At 35.5% G+C, this 21,263-nt stretch carries 16 protein-coding genes and 1 other annotated feature; of the genes, 13 read left to right on the top strand and 3 right to left on the bottom strand.

The window, feature by feature from the left end:
• Positions 1-10: 10 nt before the first annotated feature.
• Together galE and ACTJFD_RS05365 are read right to left on the bottom strand one after the other, a co-directional pair.
• A complete protein-coding gene (gene galE, locus ACTJFD_RS05360; protein WP_442260130.1) occupies positions 11-1,000 on the bottom strand; it encodes a UDP-glucose 4-epimerase GalE in 990 nt (329 codons plus the stop codon).
• An 18-nt stretch (positions 1,001-1,018) separates the two neighbouring features.
• A complete protein-coding gene (locus ACTJFD_RS05365) occupies positions 1,019-2,179 on the bottom strand; it encodes a galactokinase (protein ID WP_442260132.1) in 1,161 nt (386 codons plus the stop codon).
• 204 nt (positions 2,180-2,383) lie between these two features.
• On the opposite strand from ACTJFD_RS05365, the gene ACTJFD_RS05370 reads away from it, so the two are divergent.
• From ACTJFD_RS05370 to ACTJFD_RS05425, 12 genes are all read left to right on the top strand, one after another.
• Positions 2,384-3,391 (top strand): LacI family DNA-binding transcriptional regulator, encoded by a 1,008-nt coding sequence (locus tag ACTJFD_RS05370; protein ID WP_442260134.1) that lies wholly within the window; start codon positions 2,384-2,386, stop codon positions 3,389-3,391.
• A 156-nt stretch (positions 3,392-3,547) separates the two neighbouring features.
• Positions 3,548-4,807: an ABC transporter substrate-binding protein gene (locus ACTJFD_RS05375; protein ID WP_442260136.1), complete on the top strand. Its 1,260-nt coding sequence runs from the start codon at positions 3,548-3,550 to the stop codon at positions 4,805-4,807.
• 19 nt (positions 4,808-4,826) lie between these two features.
• Positions 4,827-5,702 (top strand): carbohydrate ABC transporter permease, encoded by an 876-nt coding sequence (locus tag ACTJFD_RS05380; RefSeq protein ID WP_442260138.1) that lies wholly within the window; start codon positions 4,827-4,829, stop codon positions 5,700-5,702.
• Between the two features lie 13 nt (positions 5,703-5,715).
• The gene (locus ACTJFD_RS05385) at positions 5,716-6,540 is read left to right on the top strand and encodes a carbohydrate ABC transporter permease (protein WP_442260140.1); all 825 of its coding nucleotides are present in this window, start codon (positions 5,716-5,718) and stop codon (positions 6,538-6,540) included.
• Between the two features lie 21 nt (positions 6,541-6,561).
• Positions 6,562-8,745 (top strand): alpha-galactosidase, encoded by a 2,184-nt coding sequence (locus tag ACTJFD_RS05390; RefSeq protein WP_442260323.1) that lies wholly within the window; start codon positions 6,562-6,564, stop codon positions 8,743-8,745.
• Positions 8,746-8,876: 131 nt separating this feature from the next.
• Positions 8,877-9,974 (top strand): agmatine deiminase, encoded by a 1,098-nt coding sequence (gene aguA, locus ACTJFD_RS05395; RefSeq protein WP_442260142.1) that lies wholly within the window; start codon positions 8,877-8,879, stop codon positions 9,972-9,974.
• A gap of 222 nt (positions 9,975-10,196) precedes the next feature.
• Positions 10,197-11,660, top strand: coding sequence for a peptide MFS transporter (locus ACTJFD_RS05400; RefSeq protein ID WP_442260144.1), 1,464 nt, complete (start codon positions 10,197-10,199; stop codon positions 11,658-11,660).
• Positions 11,661-11,840: 180 nt separating this feature from the next.
• Positions 11,841-12,959: a serine hydrolase gene (locus tag ACTJFD_RS05405; RefSeq protein WP_442260146.1), complete on the top strand. Its 1,119-nt coding sequence runs from the start codon at positions 11,841-11,843 to the stop codon at positions 12,957-12,959.
• A gap of 15 nt (positions 12,960-12,974) precedes the next feature.
• Positions 12,975-14,270, top strand: a complete 1,296-nt coding sequence (locus ACTJFD_RS05410) for a PDZ domain-containing protein (protein WP_442260148.1) — start codon at positions 12,975-12,977, stop codon at positions 14,268-14,270.
• Positions 14,271-14,284: 14 nt separating this feature from the next.
• On the top strand, positions 14,285-15,763 hold the full coding sequence (locus ACTJFD_RS05415; RefSeq protein WP_442260149.1) for a hypothetical protein: 1,479 nt from the start codon (positions 14,285-14,287) through the stop codon (positions 15,761-15,763).
• A gap of 28 nt (positions 15,764-15,791) precedes the next feature.
• Positions 15,792-16,631, top strand: a complete 840-nt coding sequence (locus tag ACTJFD_RS05420; RefSeq protein ID WP_442260151.1) for a zinc-ribbon domain-containing protein — start codon at positions 15,792-15,794, stop codon at positions 16,629-16,631.
• A 60-nt stretch (positions 16,632-16,691) separates the two neighbouring features.
• Positions 16,692-17,456 carry an AAA family ATPase gene (locus tag ACTJFD_RS05425; protein ID WP_442260153.1) on the top strand — a complete coding sequence of 255 codons (765 nt, stop codon included), beginning with the start codon at positions 16,692-16,694 and terminating at the stop codon, positions 17,454-17,456.
• Positions 17,457-17,506: 50 nt separating this feature from the next.
• Here ACTJFD_RS05425 and tyrS read toward each other — a convergent pair whose 3' ends face one another.
• Complete coding sequence (gene tyrS, locus ACTJFD_RS05430) at positions 17,507-18,775, bottom strand: tyrosine--tRNA ligase (protein WP_442260155.1); 1,269 nt, start codon at positions 18,773-18,775, stop codon at positions 17,507-17,509.
• A 50-nt stretch (positions 18,776-18,825) separates the two neighbouring features.
• Positions 18,826-19,029 (bottom strand) — a binding site (T-box leader).
• A gap of 427 nt (positions 19,030-19,456) precedes the next feature.
• Between tyrS and ACTJFD_RS05435 the strand changes: the two genes are divergently transcribed.
• The coding region (locus ACTJFD_RS05435) for a hypothetical protein (protein ID WP_442260156.1) at positions 19,457-21,263 on the top strand (1,807 nt) is incomplete at its 3' end.

Raw genomic sequence — 21,263 nt, forward strand, 5'->3', positions numbered from 1 at the left:
TTCCTTCCTGTTAATCTTGATAACCGTTTGGATGACTAATATGCCAATCCCAAGCTGTTTTAATAATCTCTTTCACTTGTGTATATTTAGGTTGCCAATGGAGTACCTCTTTTGCTTTTTCACTAGAGGCAACAAGAGTTCCAGGATCACCAGCTCGACGAGGTGAAATTTCAGCTGGGATTTCTTTTTGAGTGACCTCTCTAGCTGCTTCTAACATTTCTTTGACAGAATAACCAGTTGAACTACCTAAATTGAAAATATTACTCTCATGACCAGCTTTTAAATAGTTTAAAGCTAAAAGATGCGCTTGAATTAAATCTTCAACATGAACATAATCTCGAACGCATGTGCCATCCGGCGTATCATAATCATCACCAAAGATAGCTAACTGTTCTCTTTGTCCGAGAGCAACTTGTAGAATAATAGGAACAAGATGTGTTTCCGGTGTATGGTCTTCACCAATAGAAGAATCAGCTTTTGCCCCTGCAACATTAAAGTAGCGGAGCGCAACGAATTTCATACCGTAAGCTTCGTCACACCATTTCATCATATTTTCCATCGTTAATTTAGTAGCACCATATGGATTTTTAGGATTCGTTGGTGTTGTTTCTTTAATTGGAACTTCTTCCGGTTCACCGTAAGTCGCGGCAGTTGAAGAAAAGACGATATGTTTGACATCAAAATCGTTCATGACTTCTAACAAAATTTGCATGCCATAAACGTTATTATTGAAATAATCTAAAGGTTTATGGACAGATTCTCCAACGAGTGAGCTTGCTGCAAAGTGAATGACGCTATCGATCGTTTCTTTTTCAAAAACAGTCGTTAAAAATGCTTTATCGCGAATATCACCTTCGTAAAAATGGGCGTTAGGATGAACAGCTTGACGATGTCCTGTTAATAGATTATCGACAACAGCAACTGTATGTCCTTCATTGATTAATTGATCGACTGCATGTGAGCCGATGTAGCCTGCGCCACCTAATACTAAAATTGTCATCTTTTTTCCTCCTAAGGGTTATGAAAGTTTTGTTGTTCCTGAACCAATACTGGCTTGATAAATTTCGGTATCATAGCCGATTATCTCAAGGTACTCTTTTTTTACATCTTCAACAAAGGTATCCCAATGTTCTTTGTGAACTAAAGCAATCGCACAACCGCCAAAACCAGCACCTGTCATTCGAGCACCTAAAACATGAGTGTGTCTACGAGCAGCATCGACTAAAGTATCTAATTCGATTCCGGTTACTTCATAATCATTTTTGAGTGAATCATGAGAGGCATTGAGAAGTAAACCGAATTCTACTAAATCGTGGTTTTCGAGTGCTTTTTTAGCAATGAGTGTGCGTTCGTTTTCCGTAATGGCATGTTTCGCACGTTTAATAAGAAGATCATCATTAATTAAATCAAGATGAGCCTTAAAATCAGTTGCAGATAATTCACCCAATGATTGAATATCTAGTTTTGTTTGAAGTAAACTTAATGCTTTTTCACATTCTGCACGGCGTTCATTATATTTTGAATCAATTAATTCCCGACGTTTGTTGGTGTTCATAATGGCAATTACATAATCACCGAAATCAGCAGGAACTAGTTCATAACTTAAAGTATTTGTATCTAAAAGAATCGCCTGGTCTTTAGCACCCATGCCAATGGCAAATTGATCCATAATCCCTGAGTTAACGCCGATAAATTCGTTCTCAACACGTTTTCCAATTAAAATTAAATCCAAACGTTCAACGGAAAGTTTAAATTGATCTTCAAGGATGACTCCCATCAGTAATTCTAAAGAGGCTGAAGAAGAAAGACCTGCACCATTTGGAATATTTCCATAAACTAAAATATCTAAACCGTTATCAATTGAGTGTCCGGCTTCTTTTAAATATTTTAGAACGGCTTTGGGATAATTTGTCCAAGAGTGTTCTTGATTAAAGTCTAAATCCTCTAACGAAAATTCAATGATGCCTTTTTCAGGGAAATTTTCAGAATAAAGACAAATTTTGTTATCGTCTCTTTTTTTGGCAAGGCCATACGTTCCTAAAGTAATAGAAGCTGGAAAAACATGGCCTCCATTATAGTCAGTATGTTCACCAATTAAATTAATGCGCCCGGGAGAAAAATAAGTAGCGTCAGGTTCAGTATGAAATAATTCTTTAAAACGTGCTGTTAAATGTTCCATTTTAAAAACCTCCGAGTAATATTTAGTAAATTAAGTATAGAATATTTACTAAATATTAGCAATAGTTAGAGAAAACTATTTTCTTTCATCTTATGCTTTATTTTTATCGGTGTGTTGGTTGACAAATAATTTTTGTTTCGCTATAGTTTGGTTAACGAAATAATTGTTAACCAAATGAAACAAGTAAAAAAAGGAGTTGAGACAATGGCAGGAATTAGAGATGTAGCTAAGCGAGCGAGTGTTTCGATTGCTACGGTATCTCGTTTTTTAAACCATGATGCCACACTCAGCATTCAAGAAGATACAAAAACAAGAATTATGGAATCGGTGACCTATTTTGACTATGCTTTACCTAAAAAAAAGAGCAAACGTTTAAAAGAAGTCACGTTGTTGGTGGCGGTGTCAGAAATGGATGAATTGAATGATCCGTATTTTCGGTCTATTCGGTTGGGCGTCGAGAAAGAGACGGAAAGAATGGGACTCAAGATTACTGAAATCATTCGCTTGGATCGTCCTTTTGAGGTAGCCAATCTCAAACAAGAGACAGGAGTGATTGTGATTGGGGAAGTCACCTCCCAAGTGATTAATGCTATTTTAAAAAGACAGATTCCAATTGTTATGGTCGATGATGCGTCCTATAGCGAAGAATATGATTCAGTTGTCGCTGATTTTGAACGAGCGACGCAAGCCCATTTAGATCGATTATATGCGAGTGGTCATCGTCAGATTGCTTTTATTGGTGGCGCTCGGCTATTGAAAAATGGGGACGCTTTAGTAGAACGAAAAGAAAGAGACATCAGAGAAAAAACGTATCAAGATTGGATGTTGATACACGAACTTGAACCTCAAACCTTGATTGGTGATTGGAGCACGCTTGAAGGTATGCGCTTAGCAGAGGAGTTAATTGCCAAAACGAAAACAACAGGCATTCCAAGTGCAATTGTAGTTGGAAGTGATCCAATGGCAGTTGGTGTTTACCGAGCAATTCAAAAAAATAATTTAAAAATCCCTGAAGATATATCGGTGGTTAGTTTTGACAATATTGAAGTTGTTGAGTTTTTAACCCCCCCGTTAACTACAGTTAATATTGAATCTGAGGAATTAGGTAAAATAGCGGTACGACTGATGAATGAACGACTAGAGGGGATTAGGCATGTGTCTGTAAGAATCAAAGTCCCTGGTGAAATTATTTTAAGGGAAAGTGAAAAATAAAAAAAAGTAAGAAGCCGAGGTTATAAAACTTCGGCTTCTTTTTTATTGATCAAAGTTCCCTTGTGAACGTTCACTAAAAAAGGTTGACACATTTCACTAAACAAGTTAACATGTGTTTAGTGAAAAGAAAGTGTATTCGTATAAGGAGGAAAATAAATGAAGTTTAGAAAATTATTAATCAGTAGTGCTTTGGTTGTTAGTTTAATTGGAGGTTTGGCAGCTTGTGGGAGTAAAAAGACGTCTGAAAGTGGTAAAAGTGGTAAAACTGAGATTGAATTTTTCTCTCAAAAGAAAGAAATGCAAGGAACGTTAAGTGAGGTTATTAAAGATTTTGAAAAAGAAAATCCTGATATCAAAGTGAAGTTTACAAATGTTCCCGATGCGGGTACGGTTTTAAAAACAAGAATTGCGAGTAATGATGTACCTGATATCATCAATGTTTTTCCGCAAAATGCTGACTTTCGAGAATGGGCTAAAGCGGGGATCTTTGCTGATTTAACTGGTAAAGAGTATTTAAAAAATTTAAAAGAGGGTTCAGCAGAGACTTATGCTATAGATGAGAAGATTTACTCTGTTCCCTTAACAAGTAATGCATGGGGGTTTTATTATAATTATACAAAATTTAAAGAGCTAGGCTTAGAAGAGCCAAAAACATGGGAAGATTTTGAAACATTAGTTAAAACAATCAAAGCCAAAAAAGAAACTCCTTTTGCTTTATCGTTAACCCAAGCTGATGCGTGGACTTTAAATGGTTATCATCAATTAGCCTGGGCCACTATTAATGGAGGGTTTGAGGGAGCGAATGATGCCTTAGTTCACAGTGAAAAAGGGGGCATTAAAACATCAAATGCTGATTTTAAGCAAGTGACTAAAGAATTAGATTTACTTGACGGAAACGGTCAAAAAAATGCAACTGGAGCTACTTATGATGATGCAATTGCAACCTTTGCGAAAGGGGAAGCTTTGATTTTTCCTAATGGTATCTGGGCTTTACCAGCCATCAAAAATCAGCAACCTAAATTTGAAATAAAAATGTTTGCTTATCCTGGACTAAAAGCGAATGAAGAACTAACCGTTGGTGCTGCTGATTTGGCCTTGTCAATTAATGGAAAATCTAAGGATAAAGTAGCTGCAGAAAAATTTGTTGCTTATATGACAACTAACGAAGCTATGCAAAAATATTATGATGTCGATGGTGCTCCAACGTCAGTTAAAGCAGTGGATACAAAAGGTAAGTTTCCAGAAACGGAAGGGGTCACTAAATATGTCTTTACAGATAAACAAATTGTTTGGTTACAAAAAGACTGGACCTCTGAAGAAGATTTTCATCATATGACGGTTGAATATATTAATAGTCAAGATGAAAATCAGCTTGGAAAAAATCTAAATACATTTTTTGATGGAATGAAAAAATAAGAGAAAGAGGTTACTGAGGATGAGACAGAAAGGAATTATCAATCGATATTGGGCCTATCTTTTTATAGCGATACCAATTATGTTGCAACTTATTTTCTTTTACTTGCCAATGCTACAAGGTTTTTTTTACAGTTTGACAGATTGGACTGGCTTGACGTCAGACTATCATTTTATTGGCTTTGCTAATTTTCAACAAATTGCTAAAGATGAAAAATTCTTAACGTCAATTGGTTTTACCTTTCTGTTTACCCTTGCTTTAATCATTTGTGAAATTGCTATTGGCATGGGAATAGCCCGATTATTAAATCGGAAGTTAAGGGGCGTCGGGATTTTCCGTGTCGCTTACTTTTTCCCAGCAGTTCTTAGTACAGTGACCCTTGGTTTGATCTTTAAACAAGTCTTTAATTATGGTATCCCACAATTAGCAGAAACCTTAGGCTGGAGCTCGTTAGATCAAAATCTTTTAGCTAATGAAAGAACGGTCTTTTGGGGCGTTCTATTTGTAGCACTTTGGCAGGGTATTGCAATGCCAGTGGTTATTTTTTTAGCAGGATTACAAAGTATCCCTCAAGAAGTCTTAGAAGCAGCTTCGATTGATGGAGCAAGTGCACGTCAAACTTTTCAACATATTGAAGTTCCTTATTTATTACCATCCATTAGTATGATTTTCATTATGGCTTTAAAATCAGGTTTGACTGCTTTTGACTTGATTTATGCTTTAACAGGGGGCGGCCCAGCAGATAAAACAACGACACTAGGTTTGTTGGTTTATAATTATGCTTTTAAAAATAACCAATATGGTTATGCGAATGCAATTGCAATGGTTTTATTCATTTTAATTGCAATTATTTCAATGCTTCAAATTAATTTATCGAAAAAACACCAAGTCGGATAAGGAGGAAGAAAAAATGAAACAAAAAGCGAAATGGATTCATTATTTATTACTCATCGTTGGATTTATCTTGATTTTTATTCCTCTTTATCTAACCGTTATCAATTCATTTAAAGAGACCCAACAAATTACAGGGCATTTTTTTGGCTTACCCCATCCATTTACTAGCGATAACTTTACACGGTTAATCCATGATGGTATTGGTCATTACTTTTTTAATTCAACGTTAATTACTGTTGTTTCAATTGCTTTAATTATGTTAGTTGTCCCAATGGCTGCTTTCTCTATCGCTCGTAATATGAGTCAAAAGAAGGCCTTTGCTTTAATGTATTCTTTTTTACTTTTAGGAATTTTTGTCCCTTTCCAAGTGATAATGATCCCGATTACGAGCATGATGACGAAACTTGGTTTATCTAATATTAGTGGCTTAATCATTTTGTATTTGGCTTATGCGATACCACAGACCCTCTTTTTATATGTTGGTTATATTAAAACGGCTATTCCAATTGAATTAGATGAAGCTGCAGAAATTGATGGCAGTGGTCGTTTTCGTTTGTATTTTCAAATTATTTTTCCACTGATGAAACCAATGCATGCTACAACGTTAATTATTAATGCCTTATGGATTTGGAATGACTTTTTACTTCCGCTTTTAATTTTAAATAAAGATAATAGTAATTGGACGTTACCTTTGTTTCAATACAATTATCAAGGACAGTATTTTAGTGATTTTGGTCCTTCATTTGCTTCGTATGTAGTGGGAATTGTTGTGATACTAATTGTTTATCTCGTCTTCCAAAAAAATATTATCTCAGGAATGACGAATGGTTCGGTTAAATAGAAAGTGAGGATCATGATGCAGCTGATTACAGTTAATCAAGAAAAAAAGATTTTTCATTTGAAAAATAAACAAGTGAGTTATGTATTTATGGTGGAAGAGGGTGGTTATTTAGCTCATCTTTATTATGGAAAAGCAATTACAGCTTATAGTGGAACGGCACTTTATCCGAGAACCAATCGTTCATTTTCCCCCAATTTACCAGCAACAACAGAGCGGGTGTTCTCTCTTGATACTCTGTTAATGGAGTACCCAAGTTTTGGTCATGGCGATTTTAGAGAGCCTGCGCAGATGATTTATCATAAAAATGGAACACAGGTAACCGATTTTGTTTACCAATCGTATGAAATTACAGCAGGAAAACCTAAGTTAGAGGGACTTCCGGCAACGTATGCGACCGTAGATGAAGCGGCAACATTGACAGTTACTTTAAAAGATAGCTTGTCTGAATTGGAGTTAGACTTAAGCTATACTATCTTTTTAGATTATCCAGTCATTACTAGGTCGGTTGAATTAAAGAATACGGGCAAACTGAGTGTTGAAATTAAACGTTTATTTAGTACAGCTATTGATTTTTCAGCGGATGAAAAAGAAATGATTCATCTCAATGGAACATGGGCGAGAGAGCGTCAAATGACGCGTGAAATAATACAAACGGGAACTAAAAAATTAGATAGTAAACGTGGTTCAAGCAGTCATCAACAAAATCCTTTTATTGCACTTGTTGATCCAACAACAACAGAAGATCAGGGAGAAGCTTATGGTTTCAGTTTTGTTTACAGTGGCAACCATGAAACTTTGATCGAGAAAGATCCCTACAATCAGACGCGAATCATGATGGGGCTCAATTCATTTGCTTTTAATTGGCCGTTAGAAGTAGGACAGAGTTTTCAAACGCCAGAAGTTGTTATGGTTTATGCCAATGAAGGATTAAACCAGATGTCAGCGACGTTTCATGATTTATATAATCACCATTTGATTAGAGGGCGTTATAAAAATCAGGTACGCCCAACGCTGGTTAATAATTGGGAAGCAACTTATTTTGATTTTGATGAGCAGAAAATTATGGCGATTGTGGATGAAGCAGAACAGCTAGGGATTGAGATGTTTGTCCTTGATGATGGTTGGTTTGGACACCGTGAGGACGATCATACCTCACTCGGTGATTGGTTTGAAAATGAAGGGAAATTAGCTTGTGGCTTAGAAGGATTAGCGAAACAAGTCCATGCTAAAGGAATGAAATTTGGTATTTGGTTTGAGCCAGAAATGATTTCAGAAACAAGTCGTTTATTTGAAGAACATCCAGACTGGGCATTACAAATTCCAGGTCGAAAATTATCGCCTAGCCGAGGACAGTTTGTCTTAGATTTTTCACGAGCAGAGGTTCGTGAGCATATTTATCAACAAATGAAAGCTATTTTAGATCGAGTTCCGATAGATTACATTAAATGGGATATGAACCGAAACATGACGGAGGTCTATTCAAGTCAGTTAAAAGTGGAGGAACAAGGAAGTGTGGCTCATCGCTATCTGTTAGGTCTTTATGATTTTTTAGAACGCTTAACTAATGATTATCCAGAGATTTTATTTGAGAGTTGTTCTGGTGGGGGCGGTCGTTTTGATGCTGGTTTGCTTTATTACATGCCACAAACATGGACCAGTGATAATACCGATGCAATGGCACGATTAGGCATTCAATATGGTACAAGTCTAGTGTATCCAATCTCGTCAATGGGCTCGCATGTTTCTGCAATTCCTAATCATCAAACCGAGCGTTTAACGAGTTTAAAAACACGAGGAAATGTCGCAATGTCGGGTGTTTTTGGTTATGAATTAGATTTAAATCAGTTAACGGAACTTGAAAAAATTGAAATAAAAAAACAAGTTACTTTTTATAAAAAACATCGCAAACTATTTCAATATGGACGTTTTATCCGTTTATTGAATCCATTTGAATCAAATGATGTCGCTTGGATTCATGTTGCGAAAAATCAAAAAACAGCGATTCTCCAATATTTTAGAGTACTTGCCGAAGAATCATATCCATTAGTCCGTTTGAAGGCAGCAGGATTAGTACCTAACAAGCGTTATCAGATGAACGGTCTGATTGCTTATGGCGATGAATGGATGACTGTTGGTTTTTATGTTGATCCTGATTTAAAAGGGGATTACCAAAGTGAAACCTTTTATTTCAAACAAATAGATTAAAATATTAGATATAATGAAGCGAGGGTGACTTTTCAGAGTCACCCTCGCTTCATTATATTGACTCTCTTTTCGTGCGTTAGGGTTAGTTATCCGTTAGAATGAAAGAGATTAGTAAAAAGGAGAGGAAGAAAATGGTAAAGACAATAAAAGGCACAACGCCTAAGCAAGATGGCTTTTTTATGCCAGGAGAATATGCTCCTCAAGAAAAAATATGGATGATTTGGCCCGAACGACGTGATAATTGGCGTAATGGAGCAAAACCAGCCCAAGCAGCTTTCAAACAAGTCGCGATTGCGATTAGTGAATTTACTTCGGTTACTATGGTCGCGTCACGTGAGCAGTTTCAAAATTGTCGCATGCAACTTCCAGAAGAAATCACGGTGATTGAGATGTCGACTGACGATGCCTGGATGCGTGATGTTGGACCAAGTTTTTTAATTAATGGAGAGGGAGAGCGTCGTGCTGTTGACTGGCATTTTAATGCTTGGGGAGGACTAGTGGACGGTTTATATTTTCCTTGGGATCAAGATGATTTAGTCGCACAAAAAGTTTGCGAAGTTTCAGAGACTCCTCGCTATCGTACAAGTAATTTTATCTTAGAAGGTGGGGCATTTCATGTGGATGGCGAAGGAACGGTTTTGACGACGGAGATGTGTTTATTAAGTCATGGACGTAATCCACACCTTACGAAAGATGAAGTTGAAATTTATTTAAAAAATTATTTGAATGTTGAAAAAGTATTATGGTTAAAAGACGGGGTTGATCCAGAAGAAACAACGGGACATGTTGATGATATTGCATGTTTTATTCGCCCAGGAGAAGTCGCGTGTTTATATACAGAAGATACAATGCATCCATTTTATGAAATTGCTCAAGCGACTTACCGTGAATTATTAGAAATGACAGATGCTAAAGGCCGTCAATTAAAAGTTCATAAGATTTGTTGTCCTAAACAAGCGGTAACCATTCCAGAAGGAATCGAAATTGACTTGGTTGAAGGGACCTTGCCACGAGTCCCCGGGGATATTTGTATTGCTTCTTATCTTAATTTTTTGATTACTAATGAAGGAGTATTGGTTCCTCAGTATCGTGATGCTCATGACGCGTTAGCCTGTGAACAGATTCAAACATTATTCCCTGATAAGAAAGTAGTTGGTGTTGATACCTTAGAGGTTGTTTATGGTGGTGGAAATATTCATTGTATCACTCAGCAACAACCTAAAATCTAATTTGTTTCTAATTAAACTAATCAAAAACTTAATAATTATTGTAGTTTAAATCTTAAATTGATAAACTATGAACAGTCAAAAGAATCAAATCAATTGTTTTTTTTGAAAGTTTATTCAAGCAGTAGTGTTATTAGTTTTAATCAGTTGGATACTTTTTAAAGGTAGTATGGATAGGTTTTTAGGGAAAATGACTTTTTTGAAATATTTAAAAGGTGGATTATTATGGAAACCCAGAAAAAAACGTTTTTCGGCCAACCGTTTGGTCTAGCAACGTTGTTTTTTACTGAGATGTGGGAAAGATTTAGTTACTATGGCATGCGTGCGATTTTACTCTACTATATGTATGATGAAGTCGCTAATGGCGGACTAGGTTTACCTAAGCCCACAGCGTTAGCCATTATGTCAGTGTACGGAGCTCTTGTATTTATGTCAGGTATTCTTGGAGGTTGGATGGCAGACCGTTTACTAGGTTCGCGTCAAACGGTACTAATCGGTGGCTTGTTTATTATGATTGGACATGTGGTCCTTGGCTTGCCGTTTGGTTTAATGGCTCTCTTTATTTCAATGGTACTGATTGTTATTGGGACAGGAATGCTGAAATCAAATGTATCAAATATGGTGGGAAATCTTTATTCAAAAGAAGATGATCGCCGAGATGCAGGTTTCTCAATCTTTTATATGGGGATTAACATTGGGAGTTTATTAGCACCGATTATTATTGGAACATTGGGTCAAAAAGTAAATTATCATTTAGGTTTTGTTGTTGCAGCAGTTGGGATGTTTATTGGCTTACTGGTTTATTACTTTCAAGGGAAGAAAACCTTAAGTGATATTGGTCAAGCCCCAACAAATCCTATCAAAAAAGGACAAGGTAAAAAAATTGTTCAAGCACTTGCAATTTTCAGTTTAGCTGTTGCTTTAATTTTTAGTTGGGCTGGATTTTCAGGTCGATTAACCATTGATTTTTTTGTTAATTTTATTAGTGTTTTGGGAATAGGGTTACCAATTTTTTATTTTAGCCGCATGTTAACGTCGAAAGAAGTTTCGCTTGAAGAAAGACAAAAAGTACGAGCTTATATTCCTTTGTTTTTAGCAGCCATTATTTTTTGGTCGTTAGAAGAACAAGGGGCTTCAATTTTAGCTCTTTTTGCCGAAGATCGAACAAAGGATGTTCTTTGGGGTTTCAAAATACCAGCAAGTTGGTATCAAACGTTAAATCCAGTCTTTGTCGTGATGTTGACACCTGTTTTTGTTAGTCTTTGGACTAAACTGGGAAAAAAACAACCGTCGACAGTCTTTAAGTTTTCAGTTGGTTTAGTAGCCGCAGGATTATCTTTTGTTTTATTGATGTTACCAGGAATGTTATATGGAGTTGACCAACGAGTGAGTCCATTATGGTTAGTTTTTAGTTTCTTTATCATGATTATTGGTGAAATGTGTTTATCACCTGTGGGCTTATCAGTGACGACTAAATTAGCTCCTAAAGCGTTTGAATCCCAAACTTTAGCGATTTGGTTATTAGCGGATGCGACGTCACAAGTTATCAACGCTCAAATTGCTCGCTTTTATACTCCGCAAACAGAATCAGCTTATTTTGGGATTGTTGGAATTGTCGCAGTCATTGGTGGGATTTTACTTTATTTTGTGAGGAAACCAATCCAAAATTTAATGGGAAATGTCCGTTAAAAAGACAAAAGTGAATAAAAAAATGTATAAAAACTAGAAAATGAAATTTTTCTAGTTTTTTTTGCGTAAAAAACTTTAATAATGTGAGATTGTTTGCGATAATGGGAGAGGTGTTTTAAAAAAGAGTAGTAAAGGGGAGAGTCAGATTAAGGTGGCGAAATGGAGGAGTTGTTTTAAAAAGTGAAAGGCAAAAAAAGTTTGTTAATGATGAGTCTCTTGTCATTGATTTTGTTAAGCGCTTGTAACCAAGCGGTCAAGCAACAACCGACAGCAACAACGAAAACACAGGAAACAAAAAAAGTAAAAATGCAAAAAGTACCTAAAAAATCAACGCTAGCTTCGCAAAAAGTGGAAGAAGTCAAGGAAGAAAAAATCCATTTATCCAGTGCAGCAACACTTTCAGACCAGTTACTAGATGTTGAAACAGGAAATAATCAAGAGTTAAAGGTATTTGTTAGGGAAGCGATGTCACAAATAGCCCCGGCTAATTCGGGACAGCCTGTGAGATATACGGTTTACCTAGAGCATCTGCTTGATAAAGACAAAAAAGTGTATGTAACGAATTGGACACCAGTTGCTACGCAGTTTTCTGCTTCTACGATTAAAATTTTTATTCTAATTAATATCTATCAACAATTTAAAACGGGACAATTATCACCAGAAGAGTTTTATACTTTAGTTGAAAAAGACGTGGTTCAAGGAGCGGGAGATATGTTGCATGACTCAATCGGCACCACGTACTCACTAGAAGAACTTTGCCGCTTAATGATGGAGAAAAGTGATAATATTGCAACGAATGTGTTAATTGATTATGCAGGTGGTTTTGATGCTGTTAATCAAACGATTGCTCAAACGGTTGGGGAAAACCATCACTCAAAATTAGAACGTAAAATGATGGATATTCGCAATATTGAGAACGGTAAAGCGAATCAAATTAATGCAAAAGAAGTTTCTCAAGTGATGTTGAAACTTTATCAAGGCGCTGTCTTAGATCCAGAAACGGATCAACAGCTTTTAAATTTAATGTCACATACTAAAAACCGGACCAAGTTGCCAGCAAATTTGCCTAAAGAAGCCATTATTTATAATAAAACAGGTGAGGCAGCCTATCGGGGAATTGAAAACGATGTGGCATTGATTGACTATCAAGGTGAGGTTTTTGTCATGTGTGTCTTGACAGAGATGAATGGTCCCGGTGAAGTCCCTGAAACAAGTACAGAGGAACAAGCAAAGAGTCAAGTTAAAGCGATTGCTGAACTGGGGAGTCGCGTGACTGAGTGGATGCTGATGACGAAATAAAAAGGAGTGTCAAAAATGGAAGAACAGACAGAAAAACAAGAAGTTGCCAAAAAACCTAAAATAAGCAAGCAAAAACTTGTGATAGGAGCAGTTGTTGTCCTTCTAGCTGCAAGTACAGGGATTGGTTATAAAGTTTATGCTGACAACGGTAAATTAGATCAACAAATTACTGAAGCAAGTAATCTAGTGCTGTATAATCCCTTAGCGAAAGGTGAGAGTTCAAAAAAATTACAAGACCTATTACCTAAAGCAGGTGAAGTTAAAAATGATAAATTTTTAAGAGGTAAGGTAAAAAAAGCTGATTTATCAAGTTTGATAAAAAAAGCGCAAGATGAAATTAATGCAGAACGAACCAAACAAGAAAAAACACAAAAAGAATCATTGACAACGGTTCAAAATAAACTGAATGAAATGAAGAAAAATAAACATTTTCCAGAAAATACCGTGAAAGAAATTACTCAATTAGAAAAATTAGCGACAGGTTTTGAGAAAAAACAAGACATCGTTGGAATGAATGTCAGTATTGCAGGATTACAAGCTTTAGCTGGGGAAACAACTACTTTTATTCAAGAAAAAACGAAAGAACAAAAAGCGCGTGAAGAGAAAGAAAAACAAGAAGCAGAGGCTAAGAAACACGAACAAGAAGCTGATGCGAAGTCTCTTGCCGATGCAGTTGCTAATGAAACGTATCCGTCACTAGGTGCACTAAGAGGAGATATTGCTAATGGTGGTGGTGTTATCCCGATGAAAATTTATCCCGATGGACCAGCCGATAATGCTGGGTTTGAAACGGCGGATAGTGAGTGGGCAGATAGTAGTGTGATTGTTGAAATTGACGGTAAAAAAGTAAGTTCAGCAGTGATTGGTGATAACAGCATGGAAAATGTCTTAAAAGGCATTAAGTTAGGTAAAAAAGTGAATGTTAAATTTAAAGATGGCTCCAGTAAAAAAGTGGAATTAACATTACCATTTAAAGAAGCAGCGAAGTATCGTTATCCAGACTTACCTTCTTTTGGGAATGACACGGATTCAGATCTTTACTTTGGTGTGAGTGGTTACAATATGGGGCAACACAATGGTAATAAAGAATTAGGTCTTTATATTACAGATATCTATTCTGGGAGTTCTGTTTCATCAAGTTCTCTTCAAAAAGGTGATATTATTTGTCGAATTGACGGTTATTATATTGGTGACGCGACGGATATTAAAAAAGTGATGTCACGTTATTATGATGGCGACACTGTCACGGTTGATTATGTATCAAAAGAAGGTCATTTAAAATCGACTGAAGTGACCTTGATTGAAGAATAAGGGAGAGAAATTAGGTGAATAATATGAAACAATGTCCAAATTGTAGCCATGAAAATGGAGCAGAAAATTTATTTTGTGAGGCTTGTGGAGCGAAATTAGTCGAAAACAAGACTGGCATTTCAGTTGAAACAACGTCATCTTCGACTGAGGAAACAACCTATCAACAAGGATTACAGGCTTTTTCCCAAGGTCAATTTGACGAAGCATTAGCTTTGTTCACATCCATTAAAGAATACAAAGATGCGGCTGATAAATGTGAATTAGTTGAAAAAACACAAAGCAAGGTTCAAGCTAATCGACAAAAAGAGGACTATGAGTCTGCTCTGGGATTTTTTAGTCAAGGACAGTTTGATGCTGCGAGTGAGCTCTTTTTAGAATTGGGTGAGTATGCAGATTCGAAAGCAAAATTACAATTGGTGAATCAGGCACGTCAAGAAGCTCAGGTACGTCAGGTTGAAGCAGACTATCTCAAAGCAATTCAACTAACAGAACGAGGTCAATTAGCTGAAGCGCAACGTTTATTCCAAAGCGTCGGAGATTATCAGGAAGCACAAAATTATTTAATCCAAATTGAACAAAAGTTAGAAGAAGTTTTTGCGCAAGAACAAGAACAACGACGTGAAAAACAATATCAGGAAGCGTTAGAAAACTTTGGACGAGGGCATTTAGATTATGCGCAACAGCAGTTTAAATCGTTGGGTGATTATAAAGACTCACAAGATAAATTAGCAATGGTTACTCAAATTTTGAATCAAAAAGAATCAGAACACACCGCGCAAGTTTATGAGCAAGGCTTGACATTATTTAGTCAGGGTCATTTTGGCGAAGCATTAAGTGTTTTAGGTAGTATTCGTCATTATAAAGATGTTGCAGAAAAATTGGTCATGATTGAACAGGCACAACAACGTTACTTAGCAGATCAAGTTCAAAATGAACGTGGACAGGCTTTGTATCAAGCTCAAAATGCAACAACTACCCAAGAGTTGGGACCATTAATTGATTATTTACAATCAGTGGGGATAACCGCTCAAGATTTAACCTCATTGCAGGTAAAATATCAAGAACTTGAAGCACTTGAACAAGTACAACAACATAATAATGCCTCTAAGAAAAAAAGAGCGATGGTTATGACAGGAATTATCATTATTATTTGTTTAGCTGTCGGAGGAATAGGGTATTATCGCTATTCTGAAACAAAACAGTTGCATGCAGCGGTCGCAACTCAGCGTAAACTGAATGTTAAAGATTTTGGTGAATGGCAAGATAAAGAAGCTCTAGACGAAGAAACAGTTCAAGAATTAAAAGAGATGCTGACAAGTTATGGAGCAAATGCAAAAGACTATACCTTCGAAGTTTTACAAAAAACGAAAGATTATACACTTTTAAGGTATACTTTTAAGTCACCAGATACCAGTTTAGATAAATTGCCAGCTGCTGGAACGCGTATTTATAAAAAAGTTGCGATAACAAGAGTCGATGTTATTAGTGAATAAAAAAAGAGAATTAAAGGGGTCGTAAAATATGAAGTTTTGTCCGAAATGTGGTAAAGAAATTAGTGAAGATATTAAGTATTGTCCAGGATGTGGAGCAGAGCAACAAATGGTAGAAAAACCAGTTGTTTCCATTCAAGAAACATTGTCTCAAAAAGCAGCTAAACTTGAAAGTTCTGAAACGTATCGTCAAACACAGGAAAAAGTAGGTCAATTTAGTAAAGAAAGTAAAAATTATTTTGGTTTTTTAGTTTCAGCAGTTAAAAACCCTGATTTGAAAAAGGTTTCAGGAATTGCTTATTTTGGTTTAGTGAGTTTCTTAATCGTTACGTTATTTTTAGCCTTAGCGATTAGTCGTAGTTTAGTATCAATGGGATTATCAGTTGATGGTAAAGCCTTTCCGATGATTATGGAATTATTTTTATGGATTGCATTGAGTGCATTTGTCAAAGTGGCGATTGTTTTTGGCTATAATCGTTTTATCGCTAAACAAGAGGTGACTCTTTTAAATGCTTTTGAAAAAGTATTTTCACCAATTAGTGTGACTGTTTTTGCTAGTTTAGCTGCATTTGTTTTATCTTTTGCGATTACAGGTTTAACGAATGATTTTATTTTTAAAATTTTCTTTTTCTTAGTGATTGCTATTTTCTTCTTAATTGATTTTTCTTATTTAGGTAATCTATGGGTCACTGATTTAAGTCAAACAAATAAAAATAAAGTTTATATGGTTTTACTTGCATTAGTTGTTGGTATGCTTTTACAGTATTTGTTAGTAAGAATTTTTGGTCAAGTTTTTGCTAATCAATTGGCAACAATGATTGAACGGATGGTAACTAACACATTTGGTGGTATGTTGAATATGTTCAATTAGTTATTTAAAAAAAGATGAAGCGAGCTTAGCTTGACTTCATCTTTTTTTGGAGGTGGAAGGATGCGTTATCTAAAAACATTGACCTTTTCAGAAAGAATTTATCCGAGGACTCATCTCTATCCGTACAACATTTTACAGGAACGAGCAGGTGAAACCCTTGTTTTTGATTCAATCACTTTATTGCATGGTTCCAATGGTTCTGGAAAATCAACAGTTTTAAATCTTTTAGCCGGGAAATTAAAAGCAACAGGTTTTGAAGCTCCGAAACGTTTTGGTCAAGAAGATTATTTTGTTAATTATCTTAATGAAAGTATTCTTACTTTTGAAGTCAACGAGGAAACAGAACAAATCAATCGTCCTCAACAAATTCATTATTTGAAGAGTGAGGATATTTTATATGAGATGAAAAAGATTCAACAAGAAGCTGTTTTACAAGAGGGTTATGAATATCAACAAGCACGCTTAGGACGACCGAAGCATAAAAGAGCGATGGCAAAAGAAATTGATAAGATTGTTTTCTCACAAGAAAAATATTCAAATGGTGAATTAGCGTGGCAAGTTTATCAAGATGTGATCCAAATGAAGGGGCTGTATCTACTCGATGAACCAGAAGTATCTTTATCTTTAGAAAGACAGCTAGAATTAATTGGTTTGATTAGTGAGATGACTCGTTTTTTTGACTGTCAATTTATAATCGCCACCCATTCTCCTTTGTTATTGAGAGGGTTAGAAGGAAAAATCTATGATTTTGACAGTGTATTAATTACAGAGAAAAAATGGCAAGAACTGGATATTATTAAAAAATATCAAACCTATTTAAAATAAATAAAAACCGATTGCTTACTACAAAGTGTAGTAGGTAATCGGTTTTTTTATTAAACTAAGTGAACTAAAGTGTATTTTTTTTTCCCTTTGCGAACAATGATAAAACGTTCATCAAAAGAATTATTAGCAGTGATGACGAAGTCAGTTTCTTTAATACGGTCACCATTGATATAAATCGCACCATTGGTCACGTCTTCACGTGCTTGTCGTTTTGAGGGCTCGATTTTAGTTTCAATGAGCCAATCAATTAGGTTTTTATCTTCTTTGCCAATTTCGGCAGAAGGCATATTGCTAAACCCATCTTCAATTTGTTTGGCTGTCAATTGCTTCACATCGCCTGAAAAAAGAGCTTCTGTAATCGTCAAAGCATCAGCTAAGGCTGCTTCACCGTGAACAAATAGTGTCATTTCCTTGGCTAATGTTTTTTGAGCTTCACGTTTATGAGGTTCGGTGGCTACTTTTCCTTCCAATATAGTAATGTCATCCTGCGTCAAGAATGTAAAGAATTTTAGATATTTGACGACATCGCGGTCATCTTGGTTCAACCAGAATTGATAAAATTCATAAGGAGATGTTTTCTTAGGATCTAACCAAATGGCGCCACCTGCTGTTTTACCAAATTTTGTTCCGTCTGCCTTTAGCATCAGTGGAATCGTTAAACCGAAAGCTTCGGCTTCAAATCCTTCTTTTTTGCGAATTAAATCAAGGCCAGCCGTGATATTCCCCCACTGATCAGCCCCACCAATTTGTAAACGTACCTCATGTTCTTTAAATAAATGTAAAAAGTCCATGGATTGTAAGATTTGATAGGTAAATTCAGTAAATGAAATACCAGAGTCTAAACGACTAGAAACAATATCTTTAGCTAGCATTGTATTAATATTAAAGTTTTTCCCGAAATCTCTCAAGAAATCTAAAAGTGAAAGGTTACTTGTCCAATCATAGTTATTCACCATGGTTAATTCGTGCTCATTGGTTTCATCAAAAAATAAATCACGCATTTGTTGTGTTAGACAATCCACATTATGTTGAACTTGTTCCATTGTTTGAAGTTGACGTTCAGAAGTACGACCACTAGGGTCCCCAATAGTCCCCGTTGCGCCACCGATAAGAATATAAGGATGATGTCCAAATTCTTGGAAGCGTTTAAGCATCATAAAGGGAATTAAATGACCAATATGCATGCTATCTCCTGTTGGATCAACCCCACAATATAAAGAAATCTTATGATTAGAAACATATTTTCTTAATCCTTCAGCATCTGTTTGTTGATTAATGGCATCTCGCCAAATTAACTCATCAATAATATTTTGACTCATTATTTTTCCTCCTTTAATAAATAAAAAAAATCCCAATAAACATATTTGTTTATTGGGACGAATTAATAAGTTCGCGGTACCACCCGAATTGTGTCAGCGTAAGCTAACACCACTCAATTTCTCGTAACATGAGAGGATGTTCTACTATTAAATGTGATAAATAAGTGTAATTCAAAAAAGTGACGTGTGTTAAGTTCCAGCACCCTTAACTTTCTAAAACAGAGGTCCTTTTTCTACTGATGCTTATTTTAGTAGAAAAGATATTTACTCATACTTTAGTATAAAGTGGCACAAAAGTCAATTTGAAAGAGGAAAAGAGAGGAAGGATTCTGAAATAAGTTGAAATTGTGAAAAAATAAAGAGTTATTTTATTGATTATATAAAAAAAGACATGCTTTATAAAAGAAGAATATGATAAAAGTGTTTCAAATTTATTAAAAACGTCTAAAAAAATAGAAGTAATTTGATTGATAACTAGGCATTAAAGCTGTTAAATCAAGGTTAAACGCTTTCTTAAAACGCATCTAAAATTAAATAAAAAACGTTATAAGAAATATTGACAATAAGACATAGCATAGTGTAATATATAACTAAGGATGTCGAATTGTGTCGATAACATTGTTTTTATATAAAATGGTTACATGTGGGTTCCTGTTTTGTTAAAAAAATGGAGTTGAAACAATGAAAAAAGTTAAATTAACAACAGCTACATTAGCTATTTTAGCGGGTGTTGCTTTCGCAGCCCCTGCAACAGTAAACGCTGAGGGAGAAATAGTTGCAGCCGGCGAGGAACTTGTAACAGTTGACTCAGGAGTAAAATCAGCAACAGAAGGATCAGTTGATGCTAAAGATACAACTGTACAACCTGCAGCAGCTCAAGGTTTATCAGGAGCTCAAGCTCCAACAGAAGGAACAACAACAACACCTAAGGAAGCTACCCCAGCTCCTTATAATGCAGCTGATGATGCAGCAAAAACAGCTACAGTAAAACGTTTAGCAGATAAACTTTACAATGCAGGTCAAATCACAGTAGAAGAACGTGGAAACTTTGTAGCAAGAGCTGGCTCATCTTCAGCTGAATTAACTAAAGTTTTGGCAGAATTAGAAGTTCTAAATGAAAAATTAGAAACAATTAATTCTTTAACAGCTTTGAAAGAGGATGCTGTTAACAAGTTAATGGACGTATCTGAAAAATTAGGAGCTGAACGTGATGCATTAATTGCAAAAGTAAGAGCGTTTAAAAGTGCATCTGAAATTAATGGTCATTTAGCAGCAGCTAAAAAAATCACTGATTTCTGGGATGTAAGAAATAATGCATATTTAGAATTAGATGCAATTAAGACAAAATTAGGTATGAGTGATGCTGCTTATACTGCTCTTAAAACACAAATAGATGGTGCAACTAGTGAAGATATGATTAATATCATCTTACAAGAAGCTCGTAAAGGTGTTGCTGCTAAAGATGCAAAAGCTAAATTAGATCAATACGTAACAAGTTTAGGTGGACAAATGACTATAAGCCTAGCTGAATATAATTGGGCTAAATCATTGGTTGCCGCAACAACAACTATGCCAACAATTAAAGCAGCAGAAGCACAAATTGCTGACCTTTTAAAAGTTATTTCTATAAGAGCTGACAAAATTGCAATTCTTGAAGGATATGTTGCTGATGAATTATTAACGGAAGCAAGAAAAAATGATTTTGTTACTGAAATAAAAGAAGCAAAATCAATGGATAGAATTAATGAATTAATGAACCAAGCTTTTGAAGAATTTAATGTTCCTAAAGCTAAAGAGCATGCTAAAAAAATTATTGAAAGTTTCAAAGGTAAAAATGGTTTAACAGATGCTCGTATAAATGACTTTATCGGAACAATTGATTTCTCATCGACTAACACAACTGAAAAGGTAAACGAACTTCTTAAAGCTGCTACTGTTGAACATGAATTAGCAGTATTCAAATATGATGCTACGGCTAAATTAGTATCTTTAAATGAAAAAGATGGTTTGATAAATAGTACTGAAAGAGGTCAATATTATACTAAATTAATGGCGGCTACAAAAATTGAAGACGCTCAAAAATTAATGGATGAACTTGCTAAAGTGACTGATTTCCGTGCAGCTAAAAATAAAGCATCAGATGATTTATATAAAGCAGTATATGATGGTAAATTATCATTATCTGATTACTACTACTTTGTTGGTTTATTAAATGATGTTGAAACCGTTGAAGAAGCACAAAATATTGTTACAACTGCTGTTAAATTTGGCGAAGCTAAGAGAGCTGCTTTAAAAGAGTTAGAAGGATTAGAAGATAAAATGTCAGCTGTTGCTTACAAAGAATTTAAAGAACAATTAGAAACAGATGCAAAAACGATTGAAGATATTGAAGGTACAATGAAACAAGCTCGTTTAGCAGCTGGAGTTACAGAAACAACTGATTGGACAGAAATTAAACCAGGAACAAAACCAACTGAAGATTCAACAG

The sequence above is a fragment of the Vagococcus sp. genome, assembly GCF_052102835.1.
In the GTDB taxonomy this organism is placed as follows: Bacteria; Bacillota; Bacilli; order Lactobacillales; family Vagococcaceae; genus Vagococcus.

Excerpts from the sequence above, each read along its gene's own strand:
- ACTJFD_RS05425 (WP_442260153.1), top strand. The coding sequence starts at position 16,692 with ATGCGTTATCTAAAAACATTGACCTTTTCAGAAAGAATTTATCCGAGG.
- ACTJFD_RS05365 (WP_442260132.1), bottom strand. The coding sequence starts at position 2,179 with ATGGAACATTTAACAGCACGTTTTAAAGAATTATTTCATACTGAACCT.
- aguA (WP_442260142.1), top strand. The coding sequence starts at position 8,877 with ATGGTAAAGACAATAAAAGGCACAACGCCTAAGCAAGATGGCTTTTTT.
- ACTJFD_RS05370 (WP_442260134.1), top strand. The coding sequence starts at position 2,384 with ATGGCAGGAATTAGAGATGTAGCTAAGCGAGCGAGTGTTTCGATTGCT.
- galE (WP_442260130.1), bottom strand. The coding sequence starts at position 1,000 with ATGACAATTTTAGTATTAGGTGGCGCAGGCTACATCGGCTCACATGCA.
- ACTJFD_RS05375 (WP_442260136.1), top strand. The coding sequence starts at position 3,548 with ATGAAGTTTAGAAAATTATTAATCAGTAGTGCTTTGGTTGTTAGTTTA.
- ACTJFD_RS05385 (WP_442260140.1), top strand. The coding sequence starts at position 5,716 with ATGAAACAAAAAGCGAAATGGATTCATTATTTATTACTCATCGTTGGA.
- ACTJFD_RS05420 (WP_442260151.1), top strand. The coding sequence starts at position 15,792 with ATGAAGTTTTGTCCGAAATGTGGTAAAGAAATTAGTGAAGATATTAAG.
- ACTJFD_RS05400 (WP_442260144.1), top strand. The coding sequence starts at position 10,197 with ATGGAAACCCAGAAAAAAACGTTTTTCGGCCAACCGTTTGGTCTAGCA.
- tyrS (WP_442260155.1), bottom strand. The coding sequence starts at position 18,775 with ATGAGTCAAAATATTATTGATGAGTTAATTTGGCGAGATGCCATTAAT.
- ACTJFD_RS05410 (WP_442260148.1), top strand. The coding sequence starts at position 12,975 with ATGGAAGAACAGACAGAAAAACAAGAAGTTGCCAAAAAACCTAAAATA.
- ACTJFD_RS05380 (WP_442260138.1), top strand. The coding sequence starts at position 4,827 with ATGAGACAGAAAGGAATTATCAATCGATATTGGGCCTATCTTTTTATA.